The organism is Archangium sp. Cb G35 (assembly GCF_001896145.1).
Taxonomy (GTDB): Bacteria; Myxococcota; Myxococcia; order Myxococcales; family Myxococcaceae; genus Archangium; species Archangium violaceum.
This window is the reverse complement of the sequence record NZ_MPOI01000022.1, coordinates 1-14,751: the sequence shown is the minus strand read 5'-3', so window position 1 is coordinate 14,751 and position 14,751 is coordinate 1. Positions and strand designations below refer to the sequence as shown.

16 protein-coding genes are annotated in these 14,751 nt (G+C 69.4%); 13 read left to right on the top strand and 3 right to left on the bottom strand.

What is annotated here, in order from left to right; genetic code table 11:
* The first annotated feature begins 171 nt into the window (after window positions 1–171).
* Window positions 172–1,542, top strand: coding sequence for an MEDS domain-containing protein (locus BO221_RS47800; RefSeq protein ID WP_073567633.1), 1,371 nt, complete (start codon window positions 172–174; stop codon window positions 1,540–1,542).
* On the opposite strand, the gene BO221_RS47795 is transcribed toward BO221_RS47800, so the two are convergent.
* A complete protein-coding gene (locus BO221_RS47795) occupies window positions 1,508–2,308 on the bottom strand; it encodes a carboxylesterase (RefSeq protein WP_073567632.1) in 801 nt (266 codons plus the stop codon). The two genes, BO221_RS47800 and BO221_RS47795, sit on opposite strands and share 35 nt — an antisense overlap.
* A gap of 64 nt (window positions 2,309–2,372) precedes the next feature.
* Here BO221_RS47795 and BO221_RS47790 point away from each other — a divergent pair, with 64 nt between their 5' ends.
* The 4 genes from BO221_RS47790 to BO221_RS47775 all read left to right on the top strand — a co-directional run bounded on the left by BO221_RS47790 (window position 2,373) and on the right by BO221_RS47775 (window position 5,045).
* Window positions 2,373–2,657 carry a DUF3467 domain-containing protein gene (locus tag BO221_RS47790; protein ID WP_073567631.1) on the top strand — a complete coding sequence of 95 codons (285 nt, stop codon included), beginning with the start codon at window positions 2,373–2,375 and terminating at the stop codon, window positions 2,655–2,657.
* 215 nt (window positions 2,658–2,872) lie between these two features.
* The gene (locus BO221_RS47785) at window positions 2,873–3,628 is read left to right on the top strand and encodes a hypothetical protein (protein ID WP_233166590.1); all 756 of its coding nucleotides are present in this window, start codon (window positions 2,873–2,875) and stop codon (window positions 3,626–3,628) included.
* Window positions 3,625–4,527 carry an oxygen-dependent coproporphyrinogen oxidase gene (gene hemF, locus BO221_RS47780; RefSeq protein WP_073567630.1) on the top strand — a complete coding sequence of 301 codons (903 nt, stop codon included), beginning with the start codon at window positions 3,625–3,627 and terminating at the stop codon, window positions 4,525–4,527. The genes BO221_RS47785 and hemF overlap by 4 nt, the downstream gene beginning before the upstream one ends.
* A 14-nt stretch (window positions 4,528–4,541) precedes the next feature.
* Window positions 4,542–5,045 carry a hypothetical protein gene (locus tag BO221_RS47775; RefSeq protein ID WP_073567629.1) on the top strand — a complete coding sequence of 168 codons (504 nt, stop codon included), beginning with the start codon at window positions 4,542–4,544 and terminating at the stop codon, window positions 5,043–5,045.
* A gap of 35 nt (window positions 5,046–5,080) precedes the next feature.
* Here the strand turns inward: BO221_RS47775 and BO221_RS47770 are convergent, their stop codons facing one another.
* Complete coding sequence (locus BO221_RS47770; protein ID WP_043412745.1) at window positions 5,081–5,413, bottom strand: multidrug efflux SMR transporter; 333 nt, start codon at window positions 5,411–5,413, stop codon at window positions 5,081–5,083.
* 264 nt (window positions 5,414–5,677) lie between these two features.
* Between BO221_RS47770 and BO221_RS47765 the strand changes: the two genes are divergently transcribed.
* From BO221_RS47765 to BO221_RS47755, 3 genes are all read left to right on the top strand, one after another.
* Window positions 5,678–6,295 (top strand): RNA polymerase sigma factor, encoded by a 618-nt coding sequence (locus tag BO221_RS47765; protein ID WP_073567628.1) that lies wholly within the window; start codon window positions 5,678–5,680, stop codon window positions 6,293–6,295.
* Window positions 6,296–6,364: 69 nt separating this feature from the next.
* The gene (locus tag BO221_RS47760; RefSeq protein ID WP_073567627.1) at window positions 6,365–7,009 is read left to right on the top strand and encodes an anti-sigma factor; all 645 of its coding nucleotides are present in this window, start codon (window positions 6,365–6,367) and stop codon (window positions 7,007–7,009) included.
* Entirely contained in the window at window positions 7,006–7,464 is a 459-nt protein-coding gene (locus BO221_RS47755) for a hypothetical protein (protein ID WP_073567626.1), read from the top strand. The genes BO221_RS47760 and BO221_RS47755 overlap by 4 nt, the downstream gene beginning before the upstream one ends.
* Before the next feature lie 6 nt (window positions 7,465–7,470).
* On the opposite strand, the gene BO221_RS47750 is transcribed toward BO221_RS47755, so the two are convergent.
* Window positions 7,471–8,013, bottom strand: coding sequence for a hypothetical protein (locus BO221_RS47750; protein ID WP_073567625.1), 543 nt, complete (start codon window positions 8,011–8,013; stop codon window positions 7,471–7,473).
* Between the two features lie 394 nt (window positions 8,014–8,407).
* On the opposite strand from BO221_RS47750, the gene BO221_RS47745 reads away from it, so the two are divergent.
* The 5 genes from BO221_RS47745 (at window position 8,408) to BO221_RS47725 (ending at window position 14,567) form a co-directional block, all read left to right on the top strand.
* On the top strand, window positions 8,408–8,647 hold the full coding sequence (locus BO221_RS47745) for a hypothetical protein (protein WP_073567624.1): 240 nt from the start codon (window positions 8,408–8,410) through the stop codon (window positions 8,645–8,647).
* A 216-nt stretch (window positions 8,648–8,863) separates the two neighbouring features.
* Window positions 8,864–10,198: a hypothetical protein gene (locus BO221_RS47740; RefSeq protein ID WP_073567623.1), complete on the top strand. Its 1,335-nt coding sequence runs from the start codon at window positions 8,864–8,866 to the stop codon at window positions 10,196–10,198.
* 39 nt (window positions 10,199–10,237) lie between these two features.
* Complete coding sequence (locus BO221_RS47735) at window positions 10,238–12,307, top strand: cation:proton antiporter (protein ID WP_073567622.1); 2,070 nt, start codon at window positions 10,238–10,240, stop codon at window positions 12,305–12,307.
* 69 nt (window positions 12,308–12,376) lie between these two features.
* Window positions 12,377–14,155 (top strand): hypothetical protein, encoded by a 1,779-nt coding sequence (locus BO221_RS47730; RefSeq protein ID WP_073567621.1) that lies wholly within the window; start codon window positions 12,377–12,379, stop codon window positions 14,153–14,155.
* Window positions 14,156–14,273: 118 nt separating this feature from the next.
* Window positions 14,274–14,567: a transposase DNA-binding-containing protein gene (locus tag BO221_RS47725; protein ID WP_073567620.1), complete on the top strand. Its 294-nt coding sequence runs from the start codon at window positions 14,274–14,276 to the stop codon at window positions 14,565–14,567.
* The last annotated feature ends 184 nt before the right edge of the window (window positions 14,568–14,751 follow it).

Below are 14,751 nucleotides of genomic sequence, written 5' to 3'. Positions count from 1 at the left end.
GCAGCCAGATGCATGCTCCGCTGCTGAGCAGGCGGGAAGGCATCTTCGTGGTGCCGTGGCCGTGTGCCGGTCAGGCTGGAATGCCCTGCGTCCAGGGTTTGTCTCCTATGTCCTCGAACGACCCACACCTGCTCCTCGTGCAGCAGGGCAATCGAAGGGAAACCAGAGCGGATGGAGATTCAGCGGGAGCTTCAGCGCATGGGCCAGGGTGACCACCTGTGCCTCGTCTACGAGAACCCCGAGGAGCAGTGGGGCGCGGTGATTCCGTACATGGCCGAGGGCCTGGCGCGTAACGAGGCGTGCCTGTACGTCATCGACGACCGTGCCCTCGATGAGGTCCGGCAGGCCTTCATCGCCCGTGGGGTGGACATCGATGCCGCGGTGCGCTCGGGCCAGTTCGTCTTCGCCACCAAGCGCGAGGCCTATCTGGCCTCCGGCAGCTTCGAGCCGCGGGGGATGATCTCCTTCCTGGAGAAGACCGTGCAGGAGGCGGCCGCCGCGGGCCGCACGGGCTTCCGGGTGACAGGCGAAATGACGTGGGCCCTGGGCGAGGGGTGTGGGTGTCACCAGCTCATCGAGTACGAAGCCCTCCTGAACAACTTCTTCCCCGGCAGCCGGGCCTCGGCCATCTGCCAGTACAACCGCAAGCGCTTCAGCGCGGACATGATCCGCGACGTGCTGCGCACCCATCCGGTCGCCATCCTCGGCAACCAGGTGTGCCCCAACCTCTACTACGAGACGCCCGCCATGGTGCTGGGCCAGGGCTCCACCGAGCAGCGCGTGGACTGGATGATTCAACAGCTCCAGCGCTTCCGCGGCGCCGAGCGCAAGCTGGAGCGGGCCGTCCAGGCCCGTGACGAGTTCCTCTCGGTGGCCAGCCACGAGCTCAACACGCCGCTGACGTCGCTCAAGCTCCAGGTCCAGTCCCTCACGCGCACCCTGGCCCGGGGAGACGGGGCGTCCCTCTCGCGCGAGAAGGTGACCAGCATCATCGATCGCACGGACCGGCAGCTGCGCCGGCTGTCACGGCTGGTGTCCGACCTGCTCGACGTCTCGCGCATCCACGCGCACAAGATGACGCTCGAGCGGGAGCACATGGACTTGCGTGAGCTCGTCGACGACGTGGTGGACCGCGTCTCGGGAGAGTTCACGCACATGGGCGTGCGGCTCGACGTCGCCCCAGGAGCCCACGTGGTGGGGTTCTGGGACCGGAGCCGGCTGGAGCAGGTGCTCATCAACCTGCTGACCAATGCGCTCAAATACGGTGCGGGCAAGCCGGTGCGCGTCGAGGTGGCGGCCGATGGGACGCGGGTGTCCCTGTCCGTGAAGGACCAGGGCGTCGGGCTGCGCGAGGAGGACCGCGCGCGCATCTTCGAGCGCTTCGAGCGGGCCATCAGCGCCAGTGAGGCCAGTGGGCTGGGGCTGGGGCTCTACATCGCGCGGGAGATCGTCCAGGCCCACGGGGGAGACATCTCCGTGGAGAGCCGCCTGGGCGAGGGTTCCACCTTCACGGTGTCGCTGCCACTGGGCGCGCGGGCGTAGCCTCCCGGAGCCTGTGGAAGAAGCTCCCCACCTCCGAGGCGAGCAGCGGCCCGCCCCTGTCCCGGGGGATGATGTGGAAGCCGGTGCTCAGCGAGATGAAGCGCACCTGGGGCGAGGCGGTGAGGCCGCGGACCAGCACCGGGCCGCACGTGGGGTCCACCACGTGGTCCTGCTCGGCCACCGCCACCAGCGTGGAGCAGCGCACCCGGTGCAGGACGCTCATCGCGATGTCCTGCAACTCCCACAAGTCCCTCAGCCGCGCCGAGGGGAACGCGGGGAGGATGGGCGCCTCGGCCAGCACCGCCGGGTCCGACACGTCCGTGCCCGTCTTGAAGACCCACGGTTTCACCCGCTCCAGCAGTCCGTGGCGCCGCAGCCGCTTGAGCAGCCACATGAGGGGGCCCTTGAAGCGCAGCGCCGGAGCCACGAGCGCCAGCCCGTGCACCTGCTCCGGGAAGTCCGCCGCGAGCCGCAGCGCCAGCAGCGCCCCCATGGACAGACCCGCGACGAAGATGCGCCGGTAGCCACGCAGCGACAGCAGCGCCTGCGCCGCGGCCTGCTCCCAATCCCGATGGCTCACGCTCAACAGGGCCTCGGGGGTGGAGCCATGGCCCGGCAGCTGGGGGGCTCGCACGTACAGGCCTCGTGCGGCCAGGGCCTCGCCCAACGGGCGCATCTCCCAGGGGCTTCCCGTGAAGCCGTGCAGCAGGAGGCAGGCGTCTTCTCCCCGCCCCAGCTCGAACGGCGCCGTCTTCTCCGGGTCCATCCGCTGTGCTCGCACCATGACTCAGTCTAGTCACCGCGCGCTTCTGGCGGTATGCCCCCCTCCCATGTCGGACACCCCCAAGCCCCCCGATGTCTCCCTTCAGGTTCAAATCGACGACGATGTGGCCAATGGTCAGTACGTGAACATGGCGCTCGTCAATCAGACGGAGACGGAGTTCACCCTGGACTTCATCTACGTCCAGCCGCACCAGCCCCGCGCCAAGGTGCGCTCGCGCGTCATCCTCAATCCCAAGCACCTCAAGCGTCTGCTGGCCGTCCTCCAGGACGGGGTCTCCAAGTACGAGGATCGTTTCGGCCCCATCGTCCTCTCCGAGGAGGGCCGTCACTGAAGGGTGCTCCCACCCTGGGGACACGGGTGGGAAGGGGCCGCTGCCAAGCGAAGACCCGGTGACGTTCTGGTGGGCCACGTGTGTCCCGGGCTCGTCGAGCCGGCCCTCCACGGCGGGCCGCGTCATGGCCCGGGCGTCCTGGCGGACGGAGTCCTCCGGACTTCGCGTCGGGATGCTGGCCTCCGGCCCCGGGCCGGCGCAGACTCGGAGGCCTCGTGCGCTCCGTCGTCCTGCTCCTCGTCCTGATGCTGGCCGCTCCGGCCGCACACGCCGACTGTCCGTCGGATGGTGTGCAGGTGTTCCCCATTCCCGGCGCGGTGGTTCCCACCAATAGCCGTTTCCTGCTGGAGGGCCTGGGTTCCTTCAGCTCGCGAGTGGCCGAGCTCCCGGGCCGCGTCCTGCGGCTGCAGGCGGACGGCCACGAGGTGGAGGTGCGTGTCCAGCGCGGTTGGAGCAGCACGTTCGGGCGCTCCACCGTCGTCCTGCGGCCCTCGGGCCCACTCAAGCCGGGCCATGTCTATACGTTGCGCCTGGATGACGTGCTGCCCGGGGCGAAGGTGCTCAACGGGGGCGGCTCCACGCTGCCCGAGTGGCACAGCGGCCGGGGCCAGGACGTGGCGCGCCCGCGCTGGGTCGAGCGCCCCGCCGTCAGCGAGGGCCTGTTCCGCCGCACCCGTGAGGGCACCGAGCGCTTCGTCAAGCTGCGCATGTCCCTGCGCGAGGACAGTCCCTTGTATGTGGTGGTGACGCTCTGGCGCCAGGGCCAGGACATGGCGCCCCAGCACTACTTCACCTCGCTGCAACATGGCGTGGCGCTGGTGGGCCACCAGGCCTGCGGCGGGGCCTTCGCCCTGGAGGACGGGAAGAGTTATCGCGCGAAGTTGGAGGTCTTCGACGCGGCGGGTAATACCGCGCCCGCGGTGCCCAACCTGCAATTCGAGGCGCCGGTGGCGACCCAGGAGAACCCATGACGGTGGACGTGGAGACGTTGAAGGAGCGGATGGTGGAGTTCATCCACGGGCTGCAGGACGGCATCTGCGGCGCGCTGGAGCAGCTCGATGGGCAGGCGCGGTTCCGTGAGGACCCCTGGCAGCGGCCGGGCGGTGGTGGCGGGCGCAGCCGCGTGCTGGAGGACGGGGCGGTGCTGGAGAAGGGCGGGGTGAGCACCTCGGTGGTGTTCGGCGAGCTGGAGGAGGCCTTCGCGAAGAAGCTGCAGGGCGAGGGCCGCACCTTCTGGGCCGCGGGCATCTCGCTGGTGCTCCATCCGCGCAATCCGCATGTGCCCACCGTGCACGCCAACTACCGTTTCATCCACCAGGGCGGGAAGGCGTGGTTCGGCGGTGGGGCGGACCTGACGCCGTACTACCTCCATGACGAGGACGCGGTGCACTTCCACCGGGTGCACAAGGAGGCGTGTGACCGGCACGACCCCGCGTACTACCCGCGCTTCAAGGAGACGTGCGACAAGTACTTCTACCTGCGTCACCGCGAGGAGTCGCGGGGCGTGGGCGGCATCTTCTTCGAGAACCTCGGCGGGAACCTGGAGCGCGAGTTCGAGCTGGTGCGTGACGCCGGCCGGGCCTTCCTGCCCGCGTACCTGCCCATCGCCGAGCGGCGCAAGGACCTGCCGTACACGGAAGCGCAGCGCTTCTGGCAGGAGGTGCGGCGTGGGCGCTACGTGGAGTTCAACCTCGTGTGGGACCGGGGCACGACCTTCGGCCTGGAGACGAAGGGGCGCACCGAGTCCATCCTCATGTCGCTGCCGCCGCAGGTGCGTTGGCGCTACGACTACCACCCGGAGCCCGGCACCGAGGAGGCACGGCTGGTGGAGGTGCTCCGGAACCCGCGTGACTGGGCAGGTTCTCGGTAGGAGGAGTGTCCATCATGGAGAGCTCCGTTCCTGGCGAGCCGCGCCGAGCCCCTCGGAAGAGCCTGGTGCTGGTGATGGCGGTGATGGGCGTCCTGGTGGGGGCCGGCGCGGCGGTCTTCGTCTTCAGATCCCTCGGCGGTGGAGGGGGCGTGGGGGACCCGTCCCTCGCCAACGAGGCGCGCGTCAACGTGCTGCGCCTGTGTGGCGACGTGCAGTCCTATCGTGACGAGCACGGTGTGTTCCTGCAGGGGGGACCGGTACCCCGGGAGGTGCCGCGCGGTGCCAGGGCGTTGCCCTTCGAGCCGGACGAGAACCTGAAGAAGATCGGCTTCAGCCCTGGCGAGCGCGTCCACTACCAGTACCAGGTGGTGGTGCAGGAGACGCCCCTGGGCGAGGCGGAAGTCACCTGCTACGCGCGTGGGGACCTGGATGGAGACGGCCAGGTGTCCGTCTTCAGCGTGACCCTGGATGCCAACGGAATGACGTCCGCCGTGAAGGCGGAGCGGGAAACGGAGTAGCCAGGGGGCCTTGGCTGCTGGCCCGCCCGTGAAGCTCAGTGGGCGGAGCTCTTGGAGAGCAGGTTGATGACGAGGCAGCCACCGAGAATCATGGCCATGCCGATGAGGGCCGGGGCATCCAGCTTCTGTTTGTAGAGCACGTAGCTGGCGGCGGCGACGAGGACGATGCCCAGCCCCGACCAGATGGCATAGGCGATGCCGACGGGGATGCTCCGGAGCGACAGCGTCAGGCAGTAGAAGGCGGTGGCATAACCCGCGATGACGAGGAGGCTGGGCCCGGGGCGGGTGAACTCCGCGGTGGCCTTGAGGGACGAGGTGGCGATGACCTCGGCCAGGATGGCGATGGCGAGATAGGCGTAGGCGCGCATGTCCCGGGCTTCTTACTCCCCGCACTCGATCGCCTTCACGAACCTTGATGTGATCTAGAAACCCACACCCCAGGTGTAGACGTCTACACCTGAGGCCAGGCCGGGGAACGAAGGCTGGCGATTCTCGGTTTCGTGGTGTCCGCGAAAGCGCGCGCCTCGTGTCCACGGCCGTGCTCGTCCGCTGGGATGGCCGCCCACCGGTGAACGGCCGCCCCTCGCAGTATTGCTTGGGGCGTGGAGTGCTCATGGTAGGGTGGCGCACCCTTGGCTACCGACGATCTCACTCTCGTCAAGCGCGTCCGCGATGGAGACCAGCGCGCCTTCAAGCTCCTCGTCGAGCGTTACCAACGCAAGGTCTACGCCGTCGCGCTGGGCATGCTGAAGGACAAGGAAGAGGCGATGGACGTCTCCCAGGAGGCGTTCGTCAAGGTCTACAAGTACCTCGACCACTTCAAGGGCGACTCCTCCTTCTACACCTGGCTCTATCGCATCACCGTCAACATCTGCATCGACGTGATGCGCCGCAAAGGCGCCTCCGGCGGCGAAACCGAGGAGTTCGACGAGTCCGTCGTCAATGATCTCTCCGAGGCCCGCATCGGCGCCCTGGGCAGCCGTCTGGGCACCAACCCCCAGAAGAGCGCCCTGCGCCGGGAGCTGGCCGAGAAAATCCAGGAGGCCCTCGCCGCCGTTCCCGAGAAGCACCGCGCCATCCTCCTTTTGCGAGAAATCGAGGGCATGTCCTACGAGGATCTCTCCCGCACCCTCGACATTCCCAAGGGCACGGTGATGAGCCGCCTCTTCCATGCCCGGACCAAGGTACAGAAAATCCTCAGTGAATACCTGGAGTTGGACGAGGCCAAGAGCGGAGTGGGCAGTGAGTGAAAGGGGCTGGAATATCGGTGGGCCACCCCCGTCCAACCCGCACGTCCCCCATTACGCTGGGTGAGGAACATGGCCGGAAATCCCGCGTGCGAGCGCTTCGTCCCCTTGCTGTCCCCCTATATCGACGGGGAGCTGTCCCCCACTGACCGCATCAACGTCGAGCGCCACCTGGGCGCTTGCCGCGACTGCGCCAGCCGCGCCGCCGACCTGCGTGCCGAGTCCGCCCTGCTCCGGGTGGGCCTGGAGATGGCCGTGGACGAGGTGGACTTCAAGGACTTCACCCAGCGCGTCATGGCCCGGGTGACGCCCGAGCGTCCTCCGCTCCTGGAGCGGCTGCGCATCTCGCTGTCCGAGATGTTCCTCTACCACCGCACCGCCATGGTCTCCTCCCTGGCCACCGCCGCGGCGCTCGCCCTGGTGGTGATTCCCATGGTGATGAACCAGAACGACGCCCCCATGGGCTACGGCGCGGACCGCATGCGGGTGAGCGCCGTCCGGGCCACCGAGGGCGCCAAGGTGGCCCCGGTGGTGCTCGAGTCCGATGATGGCAACACCATCATCTGGGTGGTGGACCAGGACGCGGCTCCGGCGCACGATGGCTCGGAATCCAGGCCCAAGGCCGGCACCCCGCCGGACGAGAGCGACGAGCTGGACGGCGAGCCGCTGAAGAAGGGCCCGGCCAAGACAGTGCCACCCAAGGGAGGAGAGCTATGAGGACGACGACGCGCATGCCGGGAGTGCTGGGGGTGCTGGCCCTGCTGGGGCTGTTCCTCCTGCCTGGGGCCGCACTCGCCCAGGAGCTGAAGCTCAAGGTGGAGGTCGAGGTGGTGCTCGTCTCCAACAAGGGCGACGAGGTGAATCCTCCCGAGCTGCAGAAGATGAAGGAGACGTTCCAGCGTCAGAACTTCAGCTACACCTCCTTCAAGCGCATGTCCCAGCAGTCCATCGAGGTGGGCGGCAAGGAGCCCACCGAGGTGAAGCTTCCCAACGGCGTCAACGCCTCGTTCCTGCTGCTGGGAATGAAGGACGGCTCCGCCACCCTGCGCGTCACCGTTCCCAATCAGTCCGCCGTGGAAGTGCAGCTGGGCCGCCAGGGCGCCGTCTACCAGCGCGCCGGCAAGCACGTGGGAGGAGATCTCGTCCTCGTCCTCAACGTGCCCGCGAAGTAGTCCCCCTCACCAGCTGATGAGGTAGGTGCAGTCCATGCCGCCCTTCTGGCGGCACCCCAGCGGCGCGTGCTCCACGCGCACCCACATCGCGTCCTTCGGCCGGAAGCGCTCGCACAGCGCCTCGATGATTCCGTGGTCGAAGTTGCACGGGTAGGGGTTGTCGCAAATCATCCGGCCCCCGTGTGGCGCCGTCTCGAAGCGGTAGCCGCCGATGTTGCCGTTCTGCTGGCCCCGGTGGTTCATCTGGTAGGCCACGTTCAGCGCGCCCAGCGCCTCCTCCAGGGTGCGGATCTCCGGCGGGAACTTCGCGTGCTCCGGCACCTTCCGGCCCACCGCCCGCATCGTCACCGGGCCAATCTTCTGCTCGATGCTCCCAATGGCCGTCAGCGCGTTGCGCATGGGGTACCACCCCTGCGGCTCCAGCTGCGGAATGCCGTTCTCCGCCAGGATCTTCATCGCCCTGGACTTGAGCAGCTCCATTCCTCCGACCATTGCCATGATGGACTGGCCCAACACCTGGATTTCGGGGGGGATGACGCGGTTGTTCATGCTGGCTGGCTCCCGGGGAGGACTGCGTCAGAGACGACTCGAGACGACTGGGACCCCGAGTAGACGCCATTCCAGGCGGCCAGGGCAGGGGGTTGTGCTCCCGGCGCCGCGCGCCCGTCGTCTTGTCGATAGAGGCGGTGTGCACCGCGTGAAAGAGGTGCCCGTGGCTCCGCCGGTCCCGGTTCCGGTCATTCGTTCCGGGGTGCTTCACCCCCCCTTCTGTAGAAATGTCAGTCCCGGATGGGGGGCTCGGGGCCCTCTCACCTTGTGGGAGCCCAGTGTTTCCAGGGGGTTATGCGCAGGCACGCGGGTTGCTCTATGGGTTTCACGTCGGGCGGCGGCGTGGGGCGTCGGCAACGAGACAGGCAACCCAGACTTGAGGGAAGGGCGATCCATGGCGAAGACCCAGCGTGGTGGACAGGTGATGAAGGTGGCGCGTCGGGTGAAGGGGACGGCGGGGCGTGCGGTGGCGAAGGCGAAGGCGAGCCGGCCGGTGCGCAAGGTGCAGGTGACGCTGGGGGATTTGATCGCCGCGGCCTTCGATGTGGCGGGCGAGACGACGGCCGCCGTGAAGCTGGTGTCGTCGCGGGCCATGACCGAGGCGACGGGCAAGCAGATCGTCTTCGTGGGTTGATCGCGGGTTCGGGCAGCGGCCCGCGTCCAGGGGAGGGCCGGGGCGGGTCGGGGAGTGGGGAAGGTGGGGCAAACCCCCTCTGGACGCGGGCCGGGGCCCATTCACACAACATGACGGCAAACGGCTCGCCTGCTCGAATTCCGAGAGGGCGAGCCGTCCGCATGTTCGACATGCTGTCACCGGCACGGGGCGTGAAGCGGGGTAGAGTGGCGCGCCATGATTGGTGCCCTCGTTCTTGCCTCCGTGCTCCATCAGGCCCCCAAGGCCTTCGTCGAAAATCCCCCCGCGCCCGCGGAAGAAGGCATTCATTTCCAAGCGGCCCTCGAGGCGGGCGGACAGGCCCTGCCCTCGGGCACGGGCGCCAACCAGATGGACGGCTTCGGTGTCGTCTTCCCGCGTCTGAGCGTGAAGGGCGGCGATGAGTTCGAATTCGAGCTGGGCGCGCCCCTGCGCCTGCGCGTGTTGGATCAAGAGCCCCAGCAGCTGGAGCAGGACTACGGCGGCCGGCTGCGGCGCCAGGACTGGGACGAGCGCAGCGACTTCGGGCAGATCCTGAGGAACCTGCGCATCGGCCGGGACGATGGGCACGTGCAGCTGCGCGCGGGCGGCTTCTCCACGTACTCGCTCGGCGCGGGCTGGCTGGTGAACCGCTACCACAACCGCATTTCGCCGGACTACCACCCGGCGGGCGGCAACCTCGTGGCGTACCTCGGGCCCGCGCGGGTGGAGCTCTTCGCGAGCGACGTGCTGGCGATGCGCCTCTTCGCCGCCGAGGTGCGGTTGGACCTGGGCCGTCTGCTGAGCGACCAGGACACGGCCTTCGATCGCTTCCTGCTGTCGGTGGACGCGGCGCATGACTTCGGCAAGGGAGGCGGCACGACGCCGGCACTGTCCGCGGCGAGCGTCGGCTTCCAGGCGGGCGTGGTGAAGAACGAGAAGGTGCAGCTGTGGCTGCAGGCGGCGGCGGGCGCGCGGGCCGATACGCTCATCGAGTCGATTCCGGACTACGGCGCGGCCTTCGGCATGGTGGTGCGCGGCCAGCCCAACGAGACGGTGGATCTCACCGGCCGGCTGGAGGCGCGGCGCCAGGGAGGCCGCTTCCGCTTCGGCTTCTTCGGCGCGGGCTACGAGTTCTCGCGTTTCTCCGGCGTGGGCCTGAGCGAGCAGCCGCTCGCCGAGGAGTTGCTGCCGGGGACGTTCTCCGGCTACGGCGAGTTCGCGGCCTCGGTGATTCCGTTCGGCGGGCCGGAGGACCTGGAGCTGACGGCCAGCGCGTCCGGGGAATACTTCGTGAGCACGGGCCGGGTGGACGCGGATGCGGTGCTCCAGGCGCACCTGCCGGGCGGCAAGACGGTGGCCGAGCTGCGCGTCATCCTCACGGACCTCACCGTGCACCCGCGCTACTCGGCGGCCGTCGCGGTGAGTCACCGCTTCCTGCCCGCGGTGTACGGGCTCGTCACGGCGGGCCGGGAGCACTTCCCGCAAGCCGAGGGCAACCTGCGCCACGGCTTCACGGCGGGCGTGGGCGTGGGCGTGGACTTCCAGCGCTGAGGCCGTTACGGGAGTCTGAGGCGTGGGGAGGCGCGTCCCATGCAGGCTCCCGAGCTGCTTCAGGAACTGGTGGTCGTCTTCGGGGTGGCGGTGGTGGTGGTCCTGGCGCTCAGCCGGTTGCGCCTGCCCACCATCGCCGGCCTCATCGCCGCGGGTGCGCTCATCGGCCCGGGAGGGCTCGGCTGGGTGCGGGACACCTGGCGGCTGGAGGCCCTGGCCGAACTCGGTGTGGCGTTGCTGCTCTTCGGCATCGGGCTGGAATTCTCGCTCGAGCGGCTGAGACGGCTGTGGAAGGTGCTCACCCTGGGAGGCGGCCTCCAGGTGGTGCTCACCCTGCTGGCCGTGGTGGCGGTGGCCGCCGCGCTGGGCTTCTCGCCGCGCAAGGGTGTCTTCCTCGGCTTTTTGGTGGCGCTCTCCAGCACGGCCATCGTGCTGCGGGCGCTCGGTGAGCGGCAGGAGACGGACGCGCCCCACGGACGGCTCATCGTCGGCGCGCTCATCTTCCAGGATTTGTGCGTGGTGCCGATGATGCTCGCCATTCCGCTGCTGGCGGGGCGGGAGGTGGGCGTGGCGTCCATCGCCTGGGTGCTGGCCAGGGCGGCGCTGCTGGTGGTGGCCACGCTGGTGCTCGGACGGGTGGTGGTGCCGCCGCTGCTGAAGGCGGTGGCGGGGACGCGCCGGCGCGAGCTCTTCCTGCTGGCGGTGCTGGGGCTGGGGGCGGGCGTCGCCTGGCTGTCGTCGCTGGCGGGCCTGTCGCTGGCGCTGGGGGCCTTCATGGCCGGGGTGGCGCTGGCGGACAGCGACTACGGCTACCAGGCGCTGGCGGACATGCTGCCGCTGCGCGAGACGTTCGCCAGCCTCTTCTTCATCTCCATCGGCATGCTCTTCGACGTGCGCGTCGTGGTGGAGCACCCGCTGCTGGTGGCGGCGCTGCTGGTGGGCGTGGTGGTGGGCAAGTCGGTGCTCGCCGGAGTGGGAGCCCTGGTGATGCGCTTTCCCCCGCGGGTGGCGGTGCTGGCGGGCGTGGGGCTGGCGCAGATTGGCGAGTTCTCCTTCGTGCTGGCCAACGCGGGGCTCCAGGTGGGGCTGCTCAGCGCGGAGGAGCGGAGCCTCTTCGTGTGCATGAGCGTCCTCACCATGGCGGTGACACCGGTGGCGCTGAGCTTCGCGCCCCGGTTGGCGGCGGGCGTGGCGCACCTCCGGCCCCTGGAGGTGCTCTTCGGCGCGCATGGGCCGCACCGGCTGGAGCCCGAGCACGAGGAGCTCTCCGCGCACTTCATCGTCGCGGGGCTGGGCACCGCCGGACGCATGGTGGTGCGGGCCCTGCGCGCCAGCAACCTGCCCCATGTGATCATCGAGTTGGACCCGCACGTGGTGGCCGAGGCGCGGCGGCGTGGCGAGGTCATGTACTACGGCGACATCACCAGCCCGGAGATATTGGAGCGCGCGGGCATCCACCGGGCGCGGGCGCTGGTGCTGCTCATCAGCGACCCCGAGGGCTCGCAGCGGGCGGTGTCGGCGGCGCGGAGGCTGTCCCCGGACGTGCCCATCCTGGTGAAGGTGCCCCGGCTGAGGGACATCGGAGACCTGCACGAGCGAGGGGCGAACGACATCGTGGCCGGCGAGTTCGAGACGGCCCTGGAGGCGGTGACGCGGGTGCTGCACGCGGGCGGCGTGGCGGAGGAGTCCATGAACACGCTGCTGGCCGGGCTGCGCCACGAGGGCGTCCCCGAGCACGGCCCCGTCTCCGGGCCGCGGCGCATGCTGGGGACGATGGGAGGACTGCGGCGGGGCACGGCCACCTCGTGTTCGCACCTGGAGCAGATCCACCACGACGCGCGGCCCCGGACGTCGGGCTGCGAGGCCTGCCTGGCGCTGCACCTGCGCTGGCACAACCTGCGGATGTGCCTGACGTGCGGCCACGTGGGCTGTTGCGATGCGTCCTTCGGCCGGCACGCCATGAAGCACTACGAGGCCACGGGGCACCCGCTCATGCGCTCCCTCGAGCCCGGCGAGCACTGGGGCTGGTGCTACGTGGACGCCCTGGAGATCGATCCCAGGCCGCCGCCTCCGGTGGAGCCCCCGCGGCCGTCGGTCCACGCGTCCTGATGGACGGACCGTGGGCGCTTGCCCGCCTGCTGGACCCGGGCCCGGCTCCATTGAAAAGATGGACGCTGGATGAGCATTCCGACGACGACCCCTCCGGCGGCCCCCACTCCGCACACGCGCTGGCGGGTCCTCGCCGCGCATGGGGGCGCCGCCGCGTTGATCCTCCTGGTGGTGCTCTACCTCTTCTTCGAGGTGCTCTCGGACCTGGCCTTCCAGAGCTGGGAGACCTTCTGGCTGTATCTGCGCGTTCAGCAATACGCCGTGGAGCTCGCCGCCGGGCACTTCCCTCCCCGGGTGTTCCCGGACGCCGTGGCGGGTGGAGGCTCGGCCTTCCCGTTCTTCCACCCACCGCTCGCGTACTGGCTGTCCGCCGTCCTGGGCCTGTCCCTCGGCGACATGGTGGTGGGCGTCAACGTGTCGTTCGTGCTGTCGGTGCTGCTCTCCGCGTGGGCCATGTACGGCATGGGCATGGCCCTCTCCGGCAGAAGGTGGCTCGCCCTCATGGGAGCGCTCCTCTACATCTCCCTGCCGTACCGCTTCGTGAGCGTGTTCGTCATCGGGGCGCTCGAGGAGTCCTGGACGTTCGTCTGGTACCCGCTCGTGCTCACCGGGGCGTGGTGGACGCTGACGCGCCAGCGGTTGTCCTGGCTCCTTCCCTTCTCGGTGGCGGCGCTGCTGCTCACCCACGCGGTGATGGGCCTGTACTTCCTCGCCTTGTGCGCGCTCGGGCTGGGCGCCGCCGGCTTCCGGCTCGGCTGGCGAGAAGTGGGGCGCGTGGCCGCGGGAGGGCTCCTGGGCGTGGCCCTGACGCTCTGGCATTTCCTCCCCGCGCGGCTCGCCCTGGTGGACGTGTGGGCGGGCGTGCCGGAGGTGATGCGGAGCCTGCCCGACTTCGTCCACGGCCACCGCGTCGAGCCGTGGCAGTGGTTCGACGAGCACCCCAACCGGTGGAACGGCATCTCCGCCTTCCAATTCGACAGCATGTGTTTCTCCCTGGGGGCGGGCCAGTGGGTGGTGCTCGCGCTGGCGGCCGGGGCCTATGCCGTGGTGGCGAGGCGCGGCCTGGCGGTGGGAGACGCGCGGCTGAGCGTGCTCGCGAAGGGCCTGGCCGTGCTGTGGGCCGGCTGTCTCCTCTTCATGGTGGCCCCGCTGCCCTTCGTGAGCGTGCTGCCCACGGCGTTCAGCGCCATCCAGTTCCCCTGGCGCCTGCTGGGCGTGACGGCGTTCCTCTCTCTCGCCGCCGCCGGGCTCTTCCTGGCCCGCGCCCCCATCAGCCCCCGCCTGGGCGCCGTCATCGCCGGTGCGACGGTGGTGCTCGCCCTGTCCACGCCGCCCTTCCAGCGCACCAACAGCCTGGTGTCGGATTGGGATGACGCGGCGATCAACTCGTGGACGCTGCGGCGCAATGGCTTCAGCGGGTACACGCCGAACGGCGAGTACCTGCCACGCCTCCACCCCGTGGAGCAGTGGGTGGAGCGTGTGTCCGCTTCACCAGTGCCTGGCGGGGGCATCCAGGTGCTCGGGGCGGAGCGGGACGGTTCGCGGTGGAGTGTGCGGGTCGATGCGCCCCAGGGCGGTCCGCTCGTGCTGCCCGTGGTGGCCTATGACTTCTATCGCGCCACGGGGGACGGCGAGCGGACCCTGGAGACCTTCTCCGAGCAGGGCCTGCTCGGGGTGCGGCTGCAACCCGGTCAGTACTCCTTCACGGTGGAGCCCGGGACGACGCCCGCCGGATGGTGGGGCGCGGCGCTGGGCATGGCGGCGCTGGGCGGGGTGCTCCTTCTCGCCTCACGCCGGTGGAGCTCCTGGCTCCTGGCCTTCACAGGCAGACGCGCTCCCTCGGCGTGAACCCCGGCTCCTGGAGTGTGCAATGGACCCTCCATCCCCTCTCCCTCTGGGAGCTGATCATTAGCCACATTTCTCCAACTGGAGGAATGTGGCGCCGCATTCCATGACTTGAGAAGTAATGGAAACGGAAGTGACGGCGGCAGTAGCCCGGGTATGGGCCCAGCAGGAGTTCGGTAGGGCGCAGATAGGGGATGACAGGCGCACGCAGCGGCTGGTGGAGATGGCGGCGCATGTGGCGCTGAGGCCAGCAGGCAAGCTGACGCAGGTATGGGAGGAGGGAGCCGAGAGGGAGGGGGCGTATCGGCTGGTGGAGAATGAGGCGGTAGTGGCGAGGGACATGGCGAGCGCGGCGCACCGTAAATGCTCGCCGAGCCCCGTGGTCGAGGAGCTTGACGACGAGCGCGGGGCATGAGGGAGCGCTCACCGCGGTGCGACAGCCAGCGCGGCGCCCGGTCAGCTCAAGACAGGTGGGAATGAGTGCCGTGGCGAGTCAGCCCGCAGCGGACTGCGCGAGCTGGTTGGGCAGGGGAATCGCTTCCCCGCGCAGGGCCGCCAGCGCGGCCTCTCGCAGGTAGCGCTTGGGGTCCACCCCGCCC

Bases quoted from the DNA above. Each gene is read 5' to 3' on its own strand.
- BO221_RS47795 (WP_073567632.1), bottom strand. From the start codon at position 2,308: ATGGACCCGGAGAAGACGGCGCCGTTCGAGCTGGGGCGGGGAGAAGAC.
- BO221_RS47735 (WP_073567622.1), top strand. From the start codon at position 10,238: ATGCAGGCTCCCGAGCTGCTTCAGGAACTGGTGGTCGTCTTCGGGGTG.
- BO221_RS47745 (WP_073567624.1), top strand. From the start codon at position 8,408: ATGGCGAAGACCCAGCGTGGTGGACAGGTGATGAAGGTGGCGCGTCGG.
- BO221_RS47730 (WP_073567621.1), top strand. From the start codon at position 12,377: ATGAGCATTCCGACGACGACCCCTCCGGCGGCCCCCACTCCGCACACG.
- BO221_RS47775 (WP_073567629.1), top strand. From the start codon at position 4,542: ATGGAGAGCTCCGTTCCTGGCGAGCCGCGCCGAGCCCCTCGGAAGAGC.
- BO221_RS47790 (WP_073567631.1), top strand. From the start codon at position 2,373: ATGTCGGACACCCCCAAGCCCCCCGATGTCTCCCTTCAGGTTCAAATC.
- BO221_RS47800 (WP_073567633.1), top strand. From the start codon at position 172: ATGGAGATTCAGCGGGAGCTTCAGCGCATGGGCCAGGGTGACCACCTG.
- BO221_RS47755 (WP_073567626.1), top strand. From the start codon at position 7,006: ATGAGGACGACGACGCGCATGCCGGGAGTGCTGGGGGTGCTGGCCCTG.
- BO221_RS47725 (WP_073567620.1), top strand. From the start codon at position 14,274: ATGGAAACGGAAGTGACGGCGGCAGTAGCCCGGGTATGGGCCCAGCAG.
- BO221_RS47740 (WP_073567623.1), top strand. From the start codon at position 8,864: ATGATTGGTGCCCTCGTTCTTGCCTCCGTGCTCCATCAGGCCCCCAAG.
- BO221_RS47750 (WP_073567625.1), bottom strand. From the start codon at position 8,013: ATGAACAACCGCGTCATCCCCCCCGAAATCCAGGTGTTGGGCCAGTCC.
- hemF (WP_073567630.1), top strand. From the start codon at position 3,625: ATGACGGTGGACGTGGAGACGTTGAAGGAGCGGATGGTGGAGTTCATC.
- BO221_RS47770 (WP_043412745.1), bottom strand. From the start codon at position 5,413: ATGCGCGCCTACGCCTATCTCGCCATCGCCATCCTGGCCGAGGTCATC.
- BO221_RS47760 (WP_073567627.1), top strand. From the start codon at position 6,365: ATGGCCGGAAATCCCGCGTGCGAGCGCTTCGTCCCCTTGCTGTCCCCC.